The sequence below is a fragment of the Mediterraneibacter torques genome, assembly GCF_044591705.1.
Taxonomy (GTDB): Bacteria; Bacillota; Clostridia; order Lachnospirales; family Lachnospiraceae; genus Mediterraneibacter; species Mediterraneibacter torques.
This window is the reverse complement of record NZ_CP172594.1, coordinates 742993-760074: the sequence shown is the minus strand read 5'-3', so window position 1 is coordinate 760074 and position 17082 is coordinate 742993. Positions and strand designations below refer to the sequence as shown.

The 17082-nt window shown below is 42.4% G+C and carries 17 protein-coding genes; 1 reads left to right on the top strand and 16 read right to left on the bottom strand.

Going from position 1 to position 17082, the window contains the following annotated elements:
• Positions 1 to 89: 89 nt before the first annotated feature.
• The 11 genes from ACH9UM_RS03445 to ACH9UM_RS03395 all read right to left on the bottom strand — a co-directional run bounded on the left by ACH9UM_RS03445 (position 90) and on the right by ACH9UM_RS03395 (position 10561).
• The gene (locus tag ACH9UM_RS03445; RefSeq protein WP_009320471.1) at positions 90 to 740 is read right to left on the bottom strand and encodes an HAD family hydrolase; all 651 of its coding nucleotides are present in this window, start codon (positions 738 to 740) and stop codon (positions 90 to 92) included.
• Positions 741 to 838: 98 nt separating this feature from the next.
• Entirely contained in the window at positions 839 to 1342 is a 504-nt protein-coding gene (gene greA, locus ACH9UM_RS03440) for a transcription elongation factor GreA (protein ID WP_004846402.1), read from the bottom strand.
• 116 nt (positions 1343 to 1458) lie between these two features.
• Positions 1459 to 2997, bottom strand: coding sequence for a 2,3-bisphosphoglycerate-independent phosphoglycerate mutase (gene gpmI, locus ACH9UM_RS03435; RefSeq protein WP_009242575.1), 1539 nt, complete (start codon positions 2995 to 2997; stop codon positions 1459 to 1461).
• A gap of 169 nt (positions 2998 to 3166) precedes the next feature.
• The gene (tpiA, locus tag ACH9UM_RS03430) at positions 3167 to 3913 is read right to left on the bottom strand and encodes a triose-phosphate isomerase (RefSeq protein WP_009242574.1); all 747 of its coding nucleotides are present in this window, start codon (positions 3911 to 3913) and stop codon (positions 3167 to 3169) included.
• A 33-nt stretch (positions 3914 to 3946) separates the two neighbouring features.
• Entirely contained in the window at positions 3947 to 5146 is a 1200-nt protein-coding gene (locus tag ACH9UM_RS03425) for a phosphoglycerate kinase (RefSeq protein ID WP_009242573.1), read from the bottom strand.
• Between the two features lie 149 nt (positions 5147 to 5295).
• Positions 5296 to 6315 (bottom strand): type I glyceraldehyde-3-phosphate dehydrogenase, encoded by a 1020-nt coding sequence (gene gap, locus ACH9UM_RS03420; RefSeq protein WP_004846406.1) that lies wholly within the window; start codon positions 6313 to 6315, stop codon positions 5296 to 5298.
• 145 nt (positions 6316 to 6460) lie between these two features.
• Positions 6461 to 7303: a histidinol-phosphatase HisJ family protein gene (locus ACH9UM_RS03415; protein WP_004846407.1), complete on the bottom strand. Its 843-nt coding sequence runs from the start codon at positions 7301 to 7303 to the stop codon at positions 6461 to 6463.
• Positions 7304 to 7316: 13 nt separating this feature from the next.
• Positions 7317 to 8387, bottom strand: coding sequence for a tRNA 2-thiouridine(34) synthase MnmA (mnmA, locus tag ACH9UM_RS03410; RefSeq protein ID WP_004846408.1), 1071 nt, complete (start codon positions 8385 to 8387; stop codon positions 7317 to 7319).
• Complete coding sequence (nifU, locus tag ACH9UM_RS03405; RefSeq protein WP_004846409.1) at positions 8387 to 8824, bottom strand: Fe-S cluster assembly scaffold protein NifU; 438 nt, start codon at positions 8822 to 8824, stop codon at positions 8387 to 8389. Before nifU ends, mnmA begins: the two co-directional genes overlap by 1 nt.
• Positions 8825 to 8908: 84 nt before the next feature.
• Complete coding sequence (nifS, locus tag ACH9UM_RS03400; protein ID WP_004846410.1) at positions 8909 to 10096, bottom strand: cysteine desulfurase NifS; 1188 nt, start codon at positions 10094 to 10096, stop codon at positions 8909 to 8911.
• Between the two features lie 36 nt (positions 10097 to 10132).
• Positions 10133 to 10561, bottom strand: coding sequence for an Rrf2 family transcriptional regulator (locus tag ACH9UM_RS03395; protein WP_009242570.1), 429 nt, complete (start codon positions 10559 to 10561; stop codon positions 10133 to 10135).
• 186 nt (positions 10562 to 10747) lie between these two features.
• On the opposite strand from ACH9UM_RS03395, the gene ACH9UM_RS03390 reads away from it, so the two are divergent.
• Positions 10748 to 12145, top strand: a complete 1398-nt coding sequence (locus ACH9UM_RS03390; RefSeq protein WP_400091962.1) for an oligosaccharide flippase family protein — start codon at positions 10748 to 10750, stop codon at positions 12143 to 12145.
• Between the two features lie 31 nt (positions 12146 to 12176).
• Here the strand turns inward: ACH9UM_RS03390 and ACH9UM_RS03385 are convergent, their stop codons facing one another.
• The 5 genes from ACH9UM_RS03385 to recA all read right to left on the bottom strand — a co-directional run bounded on the left by ACH9UM_RS03385 (position 12177) and on the right by recA (position 16836).
• Complete coding sequence (locus tag ACH9UM_RS03385; protein ID WP_004846413.1) at positions 12177 to 12716, bottom strand: hypothetical protein; 540 nt, start codon at positions 12714 to 12716, stop codon at positions 12177 to 12179.
• A 126-nt stretch (positions 12717 to 12842) separates the two neighbouring features.
• Positions 12843 to 13382, bottom strand: a complete 540-nt coding sequence (locus tag ACH9UM_RS03380) for an NUDIX hydrolase (protein WP_009320459.1) — start codon at positions 13380 to 13382, stop codon at positions 12843 to 12845.
• A 107-nt stretch (positions 13383 to 13489) separates the two neighbouring features.
• On the bottom strand, positions 13490 to 15034 hold the full coding sequence (gene rny / locus ACH9UM_RS03375; RefSeq protein ID WP_009321175.1) for a ribonuclease Y: 1545 nt from the start codon (positions 15032 to 15034) through the stop codon (positions 13490 to 13492).
• A 96-nt stretch (positions 15035 to 15130) separates the two neighbouring features.
• Positions 15131 to 15745, bottom strand: coding sequence for a regulatory protein RecX (locus tag ACH9UM_RS03370; RefSeq protein WP_009320458.1), 615 nt, complete (start codon positions 15743 to 15745; stop codon positions 15131 to 15133).
• Positions 15745 to 16836: a recombinase RecA gene (gene recA / locus ACH9UM_RS03365; protein WP_004846417.1), complete on the bottom strand. Its 1092-nt coding sequence runs from the start codon at positions 16834 to 16836 to the stop codon at positions 15745 to 15747. Before recA ends, ACH9UM_RS03370 begins: the two co-directional genes overlap by 1 nt.
• Positions 16837 to 17082: the final 246 nt, after the last annotated feature.

Below are 17082 nucleotides of genomic sequence, written 5' to 3'. Positions count from 1 at the left end.
AGATGTAGGAAATCGTTTTACCTCCCGCATCTCTGCCGTTTTATTAAAAAATCATCTGTTCCTCTTATATACAACATGTAGTGTTTTAATCAAACTTCCATCAAGGAGACAATCTGTTCCGGCACTTCCACTAACATTTCCGCTCCCGACTGTTCCAATTCTTCTTTCGATCCATATCCATACAACACGCCTATACTGTGCAGTCCCGCTTTCTTTGCTCCGATCATATCATGAGAGCGATCCCCTACCATGACTACTTCATTTCTGTCTGTAATGTTACAGCTCTCAATCACATATTCTATCACTTCATATTTATCTGTCCTGCTTTCATTCATACAGGCTCCGCCGATAAAGTCAAAATATTTGGAAAACCCAAAATAATCCGCAATCTGCTTTGCAAACATCTCCGGTTTTGATGTTGCAATCGCTAAACGAAATCCTTTTTTTCTCAGTTTTTCCAACATCTCGATCACGCCGTCATATACATTATTTCCAAAAATCCCTTTGTCACGGTAATACTCTCTATAATCTTCAACCATCCTCGCACTTTCTTCATCCGCAAGACCACAAACTTTACAAAACTGTCCGCGCAGCGGCGGTCCGATAAAGCTTCGGAGTTGCTCTTCCGAAAGCATCGGAAGATGATTTTTCTCAAGTGCATATTTAATACTATTCATGATTCCCGGCGCGGAATCCGTAATTGTTCCGTCCAAGTCAAAAAATATCGTCTTGTATTTCATTCTTTTTCCCTCTGAAAATCAATTTTATTGATGTTTTCCATATTCTAAAAAATTCTAAAAAATGCTTATTATCCTTTTTCCCCTCATCCAAAAAAAGTTTAAAAACTTCGGATGTGATCCTCATCTTCACTTTGCGTCTTGATTACTTTTTTCACAATAACATAATATCCGAAATCATCATTTACTTTTATAAAAACACGATCTCCTTCTTTATGTCCAAGAAGAGCTTTTCCAAGCGGCGATTCAATACTTACAAGACCATTCAGGGAACTTCCTCTGACTGATGTTACAATCCGGTACGTCTCCACTTCTTCATCATCTTCACAGTACACCTCTACCGTATTATTAAGTCCGATTTCATCTTCTTTAGATTCATCTTCTACGATCACCGCAGTTTTTAACATTCTTTCCAGATAACGGATTCGACTTTCATTTCTGTTTTTTTCTTTTTTTGCCGCATGATATTCAAAATTTTCACTTAAATCTCCATGAGAACGCGCTTCTTTTACCGCTTCAATCAATTCTTTTCTTTCTACCAATTTCCGATGTTCAATCTCTTCCCGAATTTTCTCTACATCGCTCTTTGTCAGCTTTTCCCGCATAATTTTATTACTCCTTTACGGCTGCTTTATATATAAAGTTCCATTATTGCTCTACATAAACGAAAGACCCCGAATCTTCGAGGTCTGTTCGTATATAAAACGAATTCGCTAAATTTTTATTTCAAAAGAAGAGATTTTCCCGTCATCTCTTTCGGCTGCTCCATTCCCATGAGTTCAATCAATGTAGGAGCAATATCCGCAAGACATCCTCCCTCTCTGAGCTTATAAGACGGATCTGCATTTACAAGAATAAATGGTACAGGATTTGTTGTGTGTGCCGTAAACGGCTCTCCTGTCTCTTCGTCAATCAACTGCTCTGCATTTCCGTGATCCGCGCAGATAAACATCTGACCATTCACTTCTTTCACAGCTTCAACCGCTCTTCCGACGCATTCGTCAACAGCTTCTATCGCTTTGATAGCTGCCGGCTCAACACCTGTATGTCCAACCATATCCGGATTTGCATAATTTATAATAATAACGTCATATTTATCAGACTTGATTGCATCAACAAGCTTATCGCTTACTTCATACGCACTCATCTCCGGTTTCAAATCATATGTTGCAACTTTCGGAGATTTTACAAGTATTCTGTCTTCTCCTTCATTCGGCTCTTCTACCCCGCCGTTGAAGAAAAAGGTCACATGCGCATATTTTTCCGTCTCTGCAATACGAGCCTGTTTCAGACCCTTTGCTGCAAGAAACTCGCCAAATGTGTTTGTAATCTCTTCTTTTACAAAAGCAACCAGTTTATTTTCGATCGTAACATCGTATTCTGTAAAACATACATACGTTGTTTTCACCCGTTCTCCTCGTTCAAAACCGTCGAACTGATCGTCGCAGAATGTTCTTGTGATCTCTCTCGCGCGATCCGGTCTGAAATTGAAGAAGATCATAGAATCCCCGTCTTTTACTGTCGCTGTCGGAGCGCCGTCTTTCATCACTACAAACGGTTCCACAAACTCGTCAGTTTTCTCGTTGTCATAAGATGCCTGAATTCCTTCAAGCGCCGATGCCGCTTCAACTCCTTCGCCTTTCACCAAGGCATTATATGCTTTTTCCACACGATCCCAACGGTTGTCACGATCCATCGCATAATAACGACCTGATACAGATGCCACTTCACCGACACCGATTTCCTTCATCTTAGCTTCCAGTTCTGCCACATAATCTTTTCCCGATGCCGGAGGCGTATCTCTTCCATCAAGGAAACAATGTACATAAACTTTCTCGATTCCCTGTTTTTTCGCCAGCTCAAGCAAACCGTAAATATGAGTATTGTGACTGTGAACTCCGCCGTCAGATACAAGTCCCATCATGTGAAGAGCAGAATCGTTTTTCTTTACATTTTCACATGCTGCAAGAAGCGCTTTATTCTCAAAGAAATCTCCATCCTGAATTGACTTTGTGATTTTTGTCAAGTCTTGATATACAATTCGTCCAGCTCCCATATTCAAATGTCCGACTTCTGAATTTCCCATCTGCCCTTCCGGAAGTCCGACTGCCATTCCGCTTGCATTTCCTTTTACGAATGGGCATTCTGCCATCAGCTTGTCCATTACTGGAGTTTTTCCTTCTGCTACAGCATTACCCTTATCATCGGCTCTCAAGCCATATCCATCTAATATCATCAATACGGTTGGTTTTTTACTCATATCCATATCTCCTTTAACTATACATTTGTACTTTTCATTCCGCTATTTATTGTACCTTTTTTTTCTTTGTTTTGCAAGCATGAACAGACCGGACTGACGCATTTGTGCACCTGTCCGGTCTGTTTATAAAATCGATCTCGTATTTATTTTACAAAATATTCGATAAAAATTAGTAATTTACGATTTTTCCGAAATCAGCTTTCAAAGAAGCTCCTCCTACAAGACCTCCGTCTATGTCAGCCTGTGCAAACAGCTCTGCTGCGTTTCCTGCATTCACAGAACCGCCGTACTGAATACGGATTTTCTCTGCCGTTGCATCATCATACACTTCTGCAACACACTCACGGATTGCTTTACAAACTTCCTCTGCCTGTTCCGTTGTAGCTGTCTTTCCTGTTCCGATCGCCCAAATCGGCTCATAAGCAATAACCATCGTTTTTGCCTGCTCGGATGTAACATTCTGAAGACCTACTTTCACCTGCTGACGAATGAAATCCATTGTCACACCCTGCTCTCTCTGCTCCAGAGATTCACCGCAGCACATGATTGGTGTGATACCATGCTCTAATGCTTTCAATACTTTCTTATTTACGTCTTCGTTTGTCTCACCGAAATAATCTCTTCTCTCAGAATGTCCGAGAACGACATATTTTACACCTGCATCTACAAGCATACCCGGAGAGATTTCGCCTGTATAAGCTCCGCTCTCTTCAAAATACATATTCTCAGCACCAACCTGAATGTTTGTTCCTTTCACAGCTTCAACAACCGGTACGATATCGATTGCCGGAACACAAAATACAACGTCTACGGCGTCGTTTGCTACAAGCGGTTTCAGTTCTTCTACAAGAGCAACTGCTTCGCTCGGAGTTTTGTTCATTTTCCAGTTACCTGCGATAATTTTTCTTCTTGCCATTTCCATATTCTCCTTCTTCTAGACCACTTTCATTTATTTATCATTAGCTGCCGCTACACCCGGAAGTTCTTTTCCTTCAAGGAATTCCAGAGAAGCGCCGCCGCCTGTAGAAATATGTGTCATCTTATCGCCGAATCCAAGCTGATTTACAGCCGCTGCCGAATCACCGCCTCCGATGATCGTAACAGCCTCTGTATTTGCGAGAGCTTCTGCAACAACTTTTGTTCCTTCTGCAAATTTAGGCATCTCGAAGCATCCCATCGGTCCGTTCCAAACAACTGTTTTCGCAGATTTCACTGCCTCTGCAAAGATTTTTGCCGTCTCCGGTCCGATATCCAGACCCATCCATCCGTCCGGAATCGCATCACGTGAAACAACTTTCGTATTTGCATCGTTTGAAAATTCATCTGCTACGATCGTGTCAACCGGAAGAAGAAGTTTTACTCCTTTTTCCTCAGCTTTCTTGATCATATCAAGTGCATACTGAAGATAGTCTTCCTCAAGAAGAGATGCTCCTACACTTCCGCCCTGAGCCTTTGTAAATGTATAACTCATTCCTCCTCCGATAATCAATGTGTCTACTTTGTCAAGCAGGTTATTGATAACTGAGATTTTGCTGGAAACTTTCGCACCGCCAAGGATCGCAACAAACGGTCTTTCCGGGTTCTCTACTGCATTTCCAAGGAAGTCGATCTCTTTTTGCATAAGATATCCGACAACTGCCGTATCAACATACTCTGTAACTCCTACGTTTGAACAGTGTGCTCTGTGAGCCGTACCAAACGCATCATTTACAAATACATCACAAAGAGAAGCCAGTTCTTTGCTGAATGCCTCTCCGTTCTTTGTCTCTTCTGCTCTGTAACGTGTATTCTCAAGAAGGACTACGTCGCCGTCCTTCATCGCTTCCACTGCCGCTTTTGCATTTTCTCCTACTACTTCCGGATCGGCTGCGAATTTCACATCCTGTCCGAGAAGTTCAGCCAGTCTTACTGCCACCGGTGCAAGAGAAAGTTCCGGTTTCGGCTCACCCTTCGGCTTTCCGAGGTGAGAACAAAGGATTACTTTTCCTCCATCCGCAATCAATTTTTTAATTGTAGGAAGAGCTGCCACGATACGATTTTCATCTGTAATCTTACCGTCGATCAGCGGAACGTTAAAGTCACATCTTACAAGGACTCTCTGTCCCTTTACATTAATATCATCTACTGATTTTTTATTAAGAGCTGCCATTATCATTGCCTCCTGAATATTTTTCTGAAGATTCATAACAAAACGGAGTCCGGTCCTACAATAAGACCGGACCCCGTTGTGAGTCATTTTCATAACTGTTCGGCGCGACACTGCCTGTCCGCCAAAATAATCCATTACTTTAAAATGAATTAAGCCTCAAGCAGTTTTCCGAAGTATTTGATTGTTCTTACCATCTGGCTTGTGTAAGAGTTCTCGTTGTCATACCATGAAACAACCTGAACTTCTGTTGTTCCGTCGCCAGTCGGAAGTGCCATTGTCTGAGTAGCATCAAAGAGTGATCCGTAAGACATACCTACGATATCGCTGGATACGATCTCATCTGTATTGTATCCGTAAGACTCGTTTGCTGCTGCTTTCATAGCTGCGTTGATCTGATCAACTGTTACTTCGCCTTCTACAACTGCTGTAAGAATTGTTGTAGATCCTGTCGGAGTCGGAACACGCTGAGCAGAACCGATCAGTTTTCCGTTCAGTTCCGGAATAACAAGACCGATTGCTTTTGCTGCACCTGTGCTGTTCGGCACGATGTTGCAAGCTGCTGCACGAGATCTTCTCAGATCGCCTTTTCTCTGCGGTCCGTCAAGTGTCATCTGATCACCTGTGTAAGCGTGGATTGTGCACATGATACCGGATTTGATCGGTGCAAGATCGTTCAGTGCTTTTGCCATCGGAGCCAAGCAGTTTGTTGTACAGGAAGCTGCTGAGATGATGTTGTCATCTTTTGTAAGCTGCTCGTGGTTTACGTTATATACGATTGTCGGAAGGTCATTTCCTGCCGGAGCGGAAATAACAACTTTTTTAGCGCCTGCATCGATGTGAGCCTGTGCTTTTGCTTTAGATGTGTAGAATCCTGTACACTCCAGAACTACGTCAACGCCGATTTCTCCCCACGGAAGTTCTGCTGCGTTTGCTTTTGCGTAGATTTTAATTTCTTTTCCATCAACGATGATAGAATCCTCTCCAGCCTCAACTTTATCTGCCAGTGCATATTTGCCCTGTGTTGAGTCATATTTCAGTAAGTGAGCAAGCATTTTCGGGGATGTCAGGTCATTGATTGCTACGATCTCAAATCCCTCTGCTCCGAACATCTGTCTGAAAGCAAGACGTCCAATACGTCCAAATCCATTAATCGCTACTTTTACTGCCATGATTAATTCCTCCTAAAAGTTTGAAAAATATTTAACTGTTTCCAGTTATGCAAATGAACCCCCGCAAAGTAAACATTGTTAAGAATTCATCAACTAGCATAATTGTACTAAAACAGGAACAAAAATTCAAGTCCTAAATACATTTTTATGGAATCCGTCGAAAAACAGCCTTACGATTCTCAAATTCTGTATAATATCGAAAACCACAGGATTTCAGAAGTTCGCCCGCGATCTCAAATTCATATCCGATATGCTCTGCTTTATGAGCATCAGATCCCACGGTGATGATCTCTCCTCCCAGCTCTTTATATCGGCGAAGCACACTCGGATGCGGATGAGCAAATCCAAGACCATACTTTATTCCTGCCATGTTCAATTCCAGACCTTTTCCTGACGAGATCAATTCTCTTAATATCATGTCAATCTCATCAGAAAACTTTTCATAAGAATACGCCTCCGCCTGATGCTTTCCATATCGAACCACATAATCCAAATGACCGAGCACATCGAAACATTTTATTTTCCGAATGCATTCCAACGTTTCACAGAACATCCTCCTGTATACCTGTGCATCTCCCAGCTCTTCAAAGACCTTTCCGGTATAAGGGTCTTCCCCACAGACAAGATGCATAGAGCCGATCACAAAATCGAACGGATACTTCTCGATCAACGTCTCATATCTTGTCCCCAGATGCTTTTGAAGTCCTAATTCAATTCCGATACGCACCTGAATCCGTTCTTCATACTCTTTTTTCTTTTTTAAAAGAAACGGAAAGTAGTTTTCCGTATCCAACCGGAATGCACTTTCTCCCATTTCGTCATCCGGCGGGTAATCCGCATCCATATGATCTGTGATGCAAACCGAATAGAGCCCTCTTTCAACAGCCCGGTTCAACATACTTTCAACAGCCTCTTCACTGTCCGTTGAAAATGCGGTATGCATATGAAAATCAGATCGTATCATTGTTTCTTTTAATCGTTTAGGCATCCTCTCACACCTCTCACAAAATCGTACCGCCGCCAAGTACATACTCGCCGTCATAAAATACAATCGCCTGACCGGGTGTCACCGCGCGCTGCGGCTCCTCAAAACAGCAAGTTACTTCATCTTCTTTCGTCCGCTCGACCGTACACCACGCGCCTTTGTGATTGTACCTGATCTTCGCAAACACACGCAGCGGTTCTTTTAGATCTTCTACCGACATAAAGTTCAGCTGTTTTGCACGGACAACCGTTGTCAGAGATTCTTCATAAGTTCCGATAACGACCTCATTCGTTTCCGGACGGATTTCAAGAACAAATGCCGGATATCCAAGTGCCAGACCAAGTCCCTTTCTCTGACCGACCGTATAATGGATAATCCCTTTATGCCTCCCTATGACAGTTCCATCCGATGTAACAAAGTTTCCTTCCGAAGCTTTCTTCCCTGTATGTTCTTCTATAAAAGCAGCATAGTTTCCATCCTGTACAAAACATATATCCTGACTGTCCGGCTTGTCCGCAACGAGCAGTCCGATCTTTTCCGCAATTACCCGAACTTCTTCTTTTGTATATTCTCCTACCGGCATCAACGTTCGTTTCAACTGTTCCTGCGTCAGATTATATAATGCATAAGTCTGATCTTTTGCAGCAGTTGCCGAACGCCGCAGAGCATATCTCCCGTTTGAAAGCTGCTCAACTCTTGCATAGTGCCCTGTCGCAATAAAATCTGCTCCGATCGAGATGCTGCGCTTAAGAAGCGCTTCCCATTTCACATAACGGTTGCATGCAATACACGGATTCGGCGTCTGGCCGTTCACATAAGAATCTGCAAAATAGTCGATTACATTTTTTTGGAATTCCTCTCTGAAATTCATCACATAATAAGGAATGCCCAATGCCGCTGCAACTCTCCTCGCATCTTCAACAGCGCTTAACCCGCAGCAGCCTCCGTTTTCTTCTACTGTACAGACGTCTTCTTCCTGCCAGATCTGCATCGTAACGCCGATCACATCATAGCCTTGTTCTTTCAGCAGATATGCCGCCACAGACGAATCCACGCCTCCTGACATTCCTACAACCACTTTCTTCATTAATATTCCTCTTCTTCCTCGTCCTCATGAATATCTGTCTTTGGTTTTTCCAGCCCTTCAATCTTGATCCCGTTCTTTTCAGCATAATCCCAAAGCGCCGCATGAATTGCTTCCTCTGCCAGCAACGAACAATGTACTTTTACCGGCGGAAGACCATCAAGAGCCTCCATCACAGCTTTGTTTGTTACTTTCATTGCCTCCTGAATATTTTTCCCTTTTACAAGTTCTGTCGCCATACTGCTTGTTGCTACAGCCGCCCCACATCCAAAAGTTTTAAACTTCACATCCCGAATAATCTGGTTTTCATCAATGTCAAGATAAATTCTCATGATATCTCCACATTTTGCATTTCCCACTGTTCCGACGCCGCTGGCGTTTTCAAGTTCTCCTACGTTTCTCGGATGCTGAAAATGATCCATTACTTTTTCTGTATACATAAATAAATTCCTCCTATTCTCTGTTTCCGCTTATTCAAACGATATTTTTCTTTTGACTTAAGTCAATTTCTTTTCCCTGTTCCTTTACTTATTTTTTTGTTTTTTCAAAAAATCTTCATAAAGAGGAGACATGCTTCTTAGTCGAGCTACTATCTCTTTCAAACAGGTCGTCACATAATCCAGATCTTCTTTTGTCGTATCGTCTCCAAGCGTCAGACGCAAAGATCCGTGTGCAATTTCATGAGGAAGCCCGATTGCCAAAAGAACATGTGAAGGATCCAGCGATCCCGATGTACACGCAGATCCGCTGGAAGCGCAGATGCCTTTCATGTCGAGCATGATAAGAAGCGACTCGCCTTCTATATATTGAAAACTGAAATTCACATTATTCGGAAGACGCCTTTCTCTGTCGCCGTTTAATCTGCAGTATGGTATCTCTTTTTCAATCTTTTCGATCAAATAATCCCGAAGCTGACTTTCTTTTTCCATTCTTCTTTCCATAGACGCTGCAGCTATTTCAACTGCTTTCCCGAAACCGACGATTCCTGGAACATTTTCAGTTCCTGCACGACGTCTCCTCTCCTGTGCTCCTCCGTGGATCAACGAGCGGATTTTGACTCCTTTTCTGATGTATAAAAATCCAATTCCCTTCGGACCGTTTAATTTATGTCCGCTGGCGCTGAGCATATCTATATGACATTCATCGACATCGATCGGTATCTGACAAAACGCCTGTACGGCGTCCGTGTGAAACAAAATTCCTTTTTCATGAGCGATCGCGCCGATCTCTTTTATCGGCTCTACCGTACCGATCTCATTGTTCGCAAACATGACCGAGATCAATATCGTATCCGGTCTGATCGCCGCCTCTACCGACTTCGGATCTACAACTCCATATTCATCCACATCGAGATAAGTAACCTCATACCCTCGCTTTTGAAGATATTCACATGTATGCAAAACGGCATGATGTTCAATCTTCGTCGTAATAATATGCTTTCCTTTTGCGCCATACGCCTCTGCTGTCGCCGTCAATGCCCAGTTGTCGGCTTCCGTTCCTCCCGCCGTAAAATAAATCTCATTTTCCTTTGCTCCGATCACACCTGCGATCGTCTCTCTTTGTTTTGAAATCACTTCCTTATTTGCCGCCGCAAACGAATATATACTGGACGGATTCCCATAATGTTCTGTAAAATAAGGCAGCATTGCTTCCACAACTTCAGGTGAAGTTTTTGTCGTAGCCGCATTATCAAGATATATCAGTTTATCCATCTTTTTTCCTCCATCTCTTCATTAAATAAACTGTAATCAGTTTCTACAGTTTTTTCCGTTTTCTTTTACGAGTTGATCAAGTTTAATCTCATCTACCGTCTGGTTAATACTGTCGTTAATTTTCTTCCAAACATATTTTGTCACGCAGCTGTCCGAAACACTGCATCCTCCATTTGGTTCAAGACCCGCGCAGTCCACCGGCTCAAGACTGCCTTCCAATGCGCGAAGCACATCTCCCACAGAAATATCTTCCAGTCTTTTTACAAGCACATATCCGCCTCCGGCTCCTCTTACACTTCTTACAATCCCCGCTTTTTTCAGCATAGACATCAACTGCTCAAGATATCGTTCCGAGATATCTTGTCTTGTTGAAATACTTGTAATAGATACCGGCTGTTCACCTCCATTTTGCGCCAGATCGATCAACGCACGAAGTCCATACCTTCCTTTTGTAGATAACTTCACTTTCTCACGCTCCGTTCCTTAATAAAAATACTCTATTTCTTTATTCTTAATATTGCAGAATGGATTCCCCAGTATTTTACTAGGGATTTCTTTTGTAGCATAGCATTCATCCCCGGTTCTGTCAAGTCTCCTTATGACATATGTTTTAACAAGTATATGTCTGTTGTTACAAATCGAGGTGATTTTATGTTATTCCGTTCTGACAAATTCCGCTCCTTTTCTTCCCGCAATTTATTTCGCGGCGCCGCCGTTTTAACTGCCGCCGGATTGATCACTCGCATTATGGGATTCTTCTTTCGTATTTTTTTAAGTCATGCTTTCGGAGAAGAAAACGTCGGTTTATATCAGCTCATTTTCCCGGTCTATGCACTTTGTCTGTCAGTCAGCACATTCGGGATTCAAACCGCCGTCTCACACATGGTCGCAGAAAAAATGTCATCTGTTGTTACTTACTCTGCCGCCAGTTCATCCTCCCCGCATATTGAACGGCAAAAAGAAGCCGGAAACATTCTTGCAGTTTCTCTTGGCTTCACACTCTTTCTCTCACTTATAGAATTATATTTTCTCCAAAAAAACGCCTTTTATATAGCAACAACTTTTTTAGGAGATGCCAGGTGTGAAAATCTCCTTCTTATCGTCTCTTATGCATTACCGTTCGCCGCAATACATAGTTGTATCTGCGGATACAGTTTAGGGCTTCAGCAGACAAAAATTCCTGCCCTGTCACAGCTTATCGAACAATCCGCTCGAATTCTTTTCGTCGTCCTGCTTTTTCTCTTTGTTAAAAAAACCGGGGAAATCCCTTCTGTCAAACTTGCCGCCGCCGGCATTGCCGCAGGCGAGACGGCTGCCGCACTTTTTTCGATACAGATGCTGAATCGGCAAAAGCAGCTTTGTTATGCCGCTTCGATTTCTTCCATTTCAAAAACTTTCAGAAAACTGTCCGCTTTATCTGTTCCTCTTACAGCAAATCGAACGGCATTTACTTTACTCCAAAGCATTGAGGCGGCCTCCATCCCGACTTTTTTAAAAATCTACGGAATGACTTCTTCGGAAGCGCTTCGCCTTTACGGAGTATTGACAGGAATGGCTCTGCCATGCATCCTTTTTCCTTCGGCGCTCACAACTTCTATCGGAACAGTGCTTATGCCTGCCGTCAGCGCTGCCCAGGCATCTGATGATAACAGACGAATCATTCGTTTATTGAAACAATCTGTAGGAAGCTGTTTCATTTTAGGCCTTGGATGCTGTCTGTTTTTTCTGATTTTCGGAAACTTTCTCGGAAGAGTTTTGTTCCATAGTTCTGCTGCCGGAAGTTTCATTTTAACACTTTCATGGATCTGCCCGTTTCTTTACACAAATACCGCCCTTACAAGCATAATTAACGGACTTGGGAAAACATTCTGCACACTTCTCGTCAACACTGCCGGTCTTCTTGTTCGTATTGCCGGAGTATTTTTTGCAATCCCCAAGTTTGGAATATACGGTTATCTGATCGGACTTTTAACCAGTCAGTTTCTTGTTTTCGGAATCGCCGTTATTATTTTATTTTTTCATCTCCGAAAAGGAGCAAAAGATCTATAGACTATGTGCGCAGCACATAGTCTATAGACAACTACACATAATTCAAGAACAACTTCACTAATACAGGATTCACATATAATTCGGTAATAATTCCTAAACTCATCATCAAACCGACAAAAATTGTTTTCTGTCTGTTCCATCTGCCATCTTCTGACTCATAACAATATTTCAGGATCATAAAATACGCAGGAATATAGAAAAGAAACTGTGGAGAAACACCTATAAGACACAAGAGACAGCCTTTCATTCCCAAGTTCGATGCCGCCAGCGAAACAAGCACCCCCACAGATATGCCTGTCCACCCAAGAAATAACCCGGCGCTTACTTTTTTCAACTTCGTAAGAGCCAACCCTGAAAGCATAAAAAACGGAACGCAGCGAATGCGAAGCAGATACCATAAATATTCTTTTTCGTCTATCTGCACACCCCTGAATTGATCCAAAAAATATTCACTGAACAGATCCGGAGCTGCCACATATTTTTTAGCAAGAAAATTGACATAAATAATTCCAATTAAAAATCCCGGCATAAACAAAGCCGCTAACTGCTTTTTCACATGAAATACCTTCATTATTCCTCCCTGTATCGCGCAGTTGCTGATCCTTTTGCCATTCTGCACTTTACTTTTTATTGATATTTCATTATATGCCGGAATTTTTTCATTATCACTTTTCACGATCCGTTTCTTACATCATTTTCAGGCTTCGTATTTTACTGCATATGCCATTAATGATGCAACTGTTTTTGCATCTTCAATCTCTCCTGTAAATATTTTTTCTTTTAATTCATCAAGAGAATATGCTTTCAGATCAATAAATTCATCCTCATCTAAATGCTGTTTTGAAGGGATTAAATTTTTCGCCACATACACCTCGATCTTCTCATTGCAAAAAGCAACCGTTGTCCTCAAGGTGATCAGCCATTCCAATTCCTCACTTTTATAACCTGTTTCTTCTTCCAATTCCCGAGCAGCACATTTAAACCCCGGCTCTCCTTCCTCATCCAGAGCCCCTGCCGGTATCTCCAAAGTATATCTCTCAAGTGCATTTCGATACTGACGTACCATAAGTATCTTTCCATCTTCAGTGACCGGAACTACTGCCGCAGCTCCTTTGTGCTTGATAAAATCCCATACAACTGTATGATCCCCATTAATTTCCATTGTATCTTGATAGAAATCAATAATCGTTCCTTTAAATTTCAATTCTCTGTTCACACGTTTAATCTGTTCACTCATCGTCTTTCTCCTTCCCCGTATCCTCTCAGCAATCAACATATTTTAATAAAAGAAAGCCCTCGTCTTTCGACAAGGGCTGGTCTTTCGTCTGCTGTTATGATTCATTGCTATTTCGCATAATCTGTTGCCCGTGATTCACGGATTACATTGACTTTAATCTGTCCGGGATACTCAAGTTCAAATTCAATTTGTTTTGCAATATCCCTTGCCATAAGCACCATATCATCATCAGATACCTGCTCTGGAACTACCATAACTCGAATCTCTCTGCCCGCCTGAATGGCAAAAGATTTATCCACCCCTTTAAACTGGTTGGTAATCTCTTCTAACTGTTTCAATCTGTTGGTGTATGTTTCGATCGTCTCGCGTCTTGCACCCGGTCTTGCTGCCGAAATCGTATCGGCTGCCTGCACTACACATGCGATCAATGTCTGCGGCTCAACATCTCCGTGATGCGATTCCACCGCGTTAATTACGGTTGAGGATTCTTTATATTTCCTACAAAGATCCACACCGATTTGAATATGTGACCCTTCTACATCATGGTCGATAGATTTTCCTATATCATGCAGAAGTCCGGCACGTTTCGCCATTCTGACATCTATACCGATTTCGCCCGCAAGAAGTCCCGACAACTGAGCCACTTCAATCGAATGCTTCAACGCATTCTGTCCATAGCTTGTTCTAAACTTCATACGACCGAGAAGTCTGATCAACTCCGGATGAATTCCCGGCACGCCTACTTCTAACGCTGCCGCTTCTCCTTCTTCTCTGATCATTGTATCGACTTCTTTCTGCGCTTTTTCTACCATTTCTTCAATTCTCGCCGGATGAATACGTCCGTCTACGATCAAACGTTCAAGTGCAATTCTTGCAACTTCACGGCGGATGGGATCAAATCCCGATAAAACAACCGCTTCCGGTGTATCATCAATAATCAGTTCCACACCGGTCAATGTTTCAAGTGTTCGGATATTTCTTCCTTCACGACCGATAATACGACCTTTCATTTCATCGCTCGGAAGCTGCACAACGGAAATTGTCGTTTCCGCAACATGGTCTGCCGCACATCTCTGAATTGCATTGACAACATATTCTTTTGCTTTCTTGTCTGCTTCTTCTTTCGCCTGTGTTTCCAATTCTCTGACCATTTTTGCGGTGTCATGCTTAACATCTTCTTCAACAGTTTTCAACAGATATTCTTTTGCCTGTTCGGAGGTAAGTCCTGAGATTCGTTCTAGTTCCTGCACACGTTTCTGATTCAGCTCTTCTACCTTGGCTTCCCGCTGACGAAGCTGGTCTTCTTTCGCCGTAAGCTTCGACTCCCGATGTTCTAACACATCAGAACGCTTATCAACTGCCTCTTCTTTTGCCAGCACTCTTTTTTCATAGCGCTGCAATTCCGCTCTTCTTTCTTTTGTCTCCTTCTCAAGATCATTCTTTGTCTTGATCGATTCTTCTTTCACTTCGAGAAGAGCTTCCTTTTTCGTTGTTTCAGCAGTTTTCACAGCATCATCGATGATTTCTCTTGCTTTTGCCTCTGCATTTCCGATTTTACTTTCTGCATTTTTTTTCAAACCGGAAATTGTGAGAAATCGAGAAACCATCCCAACTATCAAAGCGAGTGCCGCAGCAAGTATAATAGCGATCACTAAATCTACTTGCACAGGAGCACCTCCTTATTAAATTTTCATTGTACATATTACTTAAATACAACAGTTAAATTTTATACTGTTTTCACAACAATGTCAAGCATCGTCATTATAATTTTGTATCACTTGACGGACTGTATCATAACGAAATCCTTTGCGCCCCAGATAGCCGTATATTTTCTGCATTTGAGCTTCTTCCGCCTTATTCGGATCAAACTTTTTTTTTCTTAAAATTTTGCGGATTGCCTCTTCTTCTCCCATTTCTTCATAGCAGATTTCCATAGCGCGCTTTGCTATTTCCGACGAAATCCCTTTCTGCAGCAGCGCCGTGCCGATTTCTTTTTTACTCTTCACATTCTGCCTGCTCCTCACGAAGTTTTCCGCATACCGGACATCATCAAGATAACCGAATGACTTTACATATTCAATCGCCGCCTCTGTCACGTCAGACGGATACAGACCCTGACGAAGTTTTTCGCGAAGGGCAGACTCTGTTCGGTCCATATCCTCGAGAAGATGCATCGCCCTAAGCTTCGCCCTCTTCAAAAGCACTTCCGTTCGGATCTTTTCTTCTGTTTCCGGCGGGATTTCTTCCCCGATCCGAATTCCGAAACGGGAAACCTCTCCTTTATAAAGTACAAACTTAAATGTCTCATCTATATAAATTTTAAACTTCGTTTTTGTACATGGCTCTATTTTAGTGACTATCATTATTTTTCATCACCTTTTAATGCAAGATCGTCACTTTTCCCTTTTTGTTCTTTTTCCTTTTTCACTTCTTTCTCATCTTTTTCCGAAGAATCTGTCCCAAGTTGATAATGTTCTCTTACTTTCTTTTCCAACTCTTCCATTATTTCCGGATGAGCAGACAGATATGTCTTTGCATTTTCCCGGCCCTGTCCGATCTTATCGCCTTCATATGCATACCATGCTCCACTCTTTTTAACAAGATCTAACTTAGTAGCCAGATCAAGGATATCTCCTTCTTTTGAAATTCCTTTTCCGAACATAATGTCAAATTCCGCCTCCTTAAACGGCGGAGCTATCTTATTTTTCACAATCTTAATACGGGTATGGTTTCCGACCATCTCTCCGCTTTGTTTCAGAGTCTCTGTTTTTCTGACATCCATTCGGACAGACGCATAAAACTTAAGCGCCCTTCCTCCGGTTGTCGTCTCCGGATTTCCGAACATGACCCCGACTTTTTCTCTCAGCTGATTGATAAAAATCACAATACAGTTCGACTTACTGATAACCGGAGTCAGTTTCCTAAGTGCCTGTGACATCAATCGCGCTTGAAGTCCCACATGACTGTCTCCCATATCTCCTTCAATCTCCTGTCTCGGCACAAGAGCCGCAACAGAGTCTACAACGATAATGTCGATTGCGCCGGAACGTGCCATCGTCTCTGCAATCTCCAAAGCCTGATCACCGCTGTCCGGTTGGGAAATATATAGTTCGTCAATATCCACTCCTATATTCTTTGCATAGACCGGATCCAACGCATGTTCCGCATCAATAAATCCCGCAATACCGCCGCGTTTCTGCACTTCCGCAATCATATGAAGCGCAACCGTTGTCTTACCGCTGGACTCAGGTCCGTAAACTTCAATCACGCGTCCTTTCGGAACTCCGCCCAATCCAAGCGCAATATCAAGACTCAAACAGCCTGTAGGAACTGTCTCTACCGCAACATGAGCTCCTGATTCTCCGAGTTTCATCACCGCGCCCTTTCCAAAATCCTTCTCAAGTTTTGCTATCGCCGCATCCAGCGCTTTTTTCTTTTCATCATTTCCCGCCATAATAAAATATCTCCTTCTGTATAACGATTTTTAGTATCGAACAGTTGTTCGCTTCTGCTATTATAGTATTATACCCTCTTTAAATTGTCAACACTATTTTTGCGAATAATATATCCGAATATTTTTCAGCACGGTATAACCCCAAAATGCCGATCAGCCTTCATACAATAAATTTTCATTTAGGATATCATATTTCTATGCCTCCCACAATCCCATGACAGTTATCATTGCGCAGCTTCCACAGCC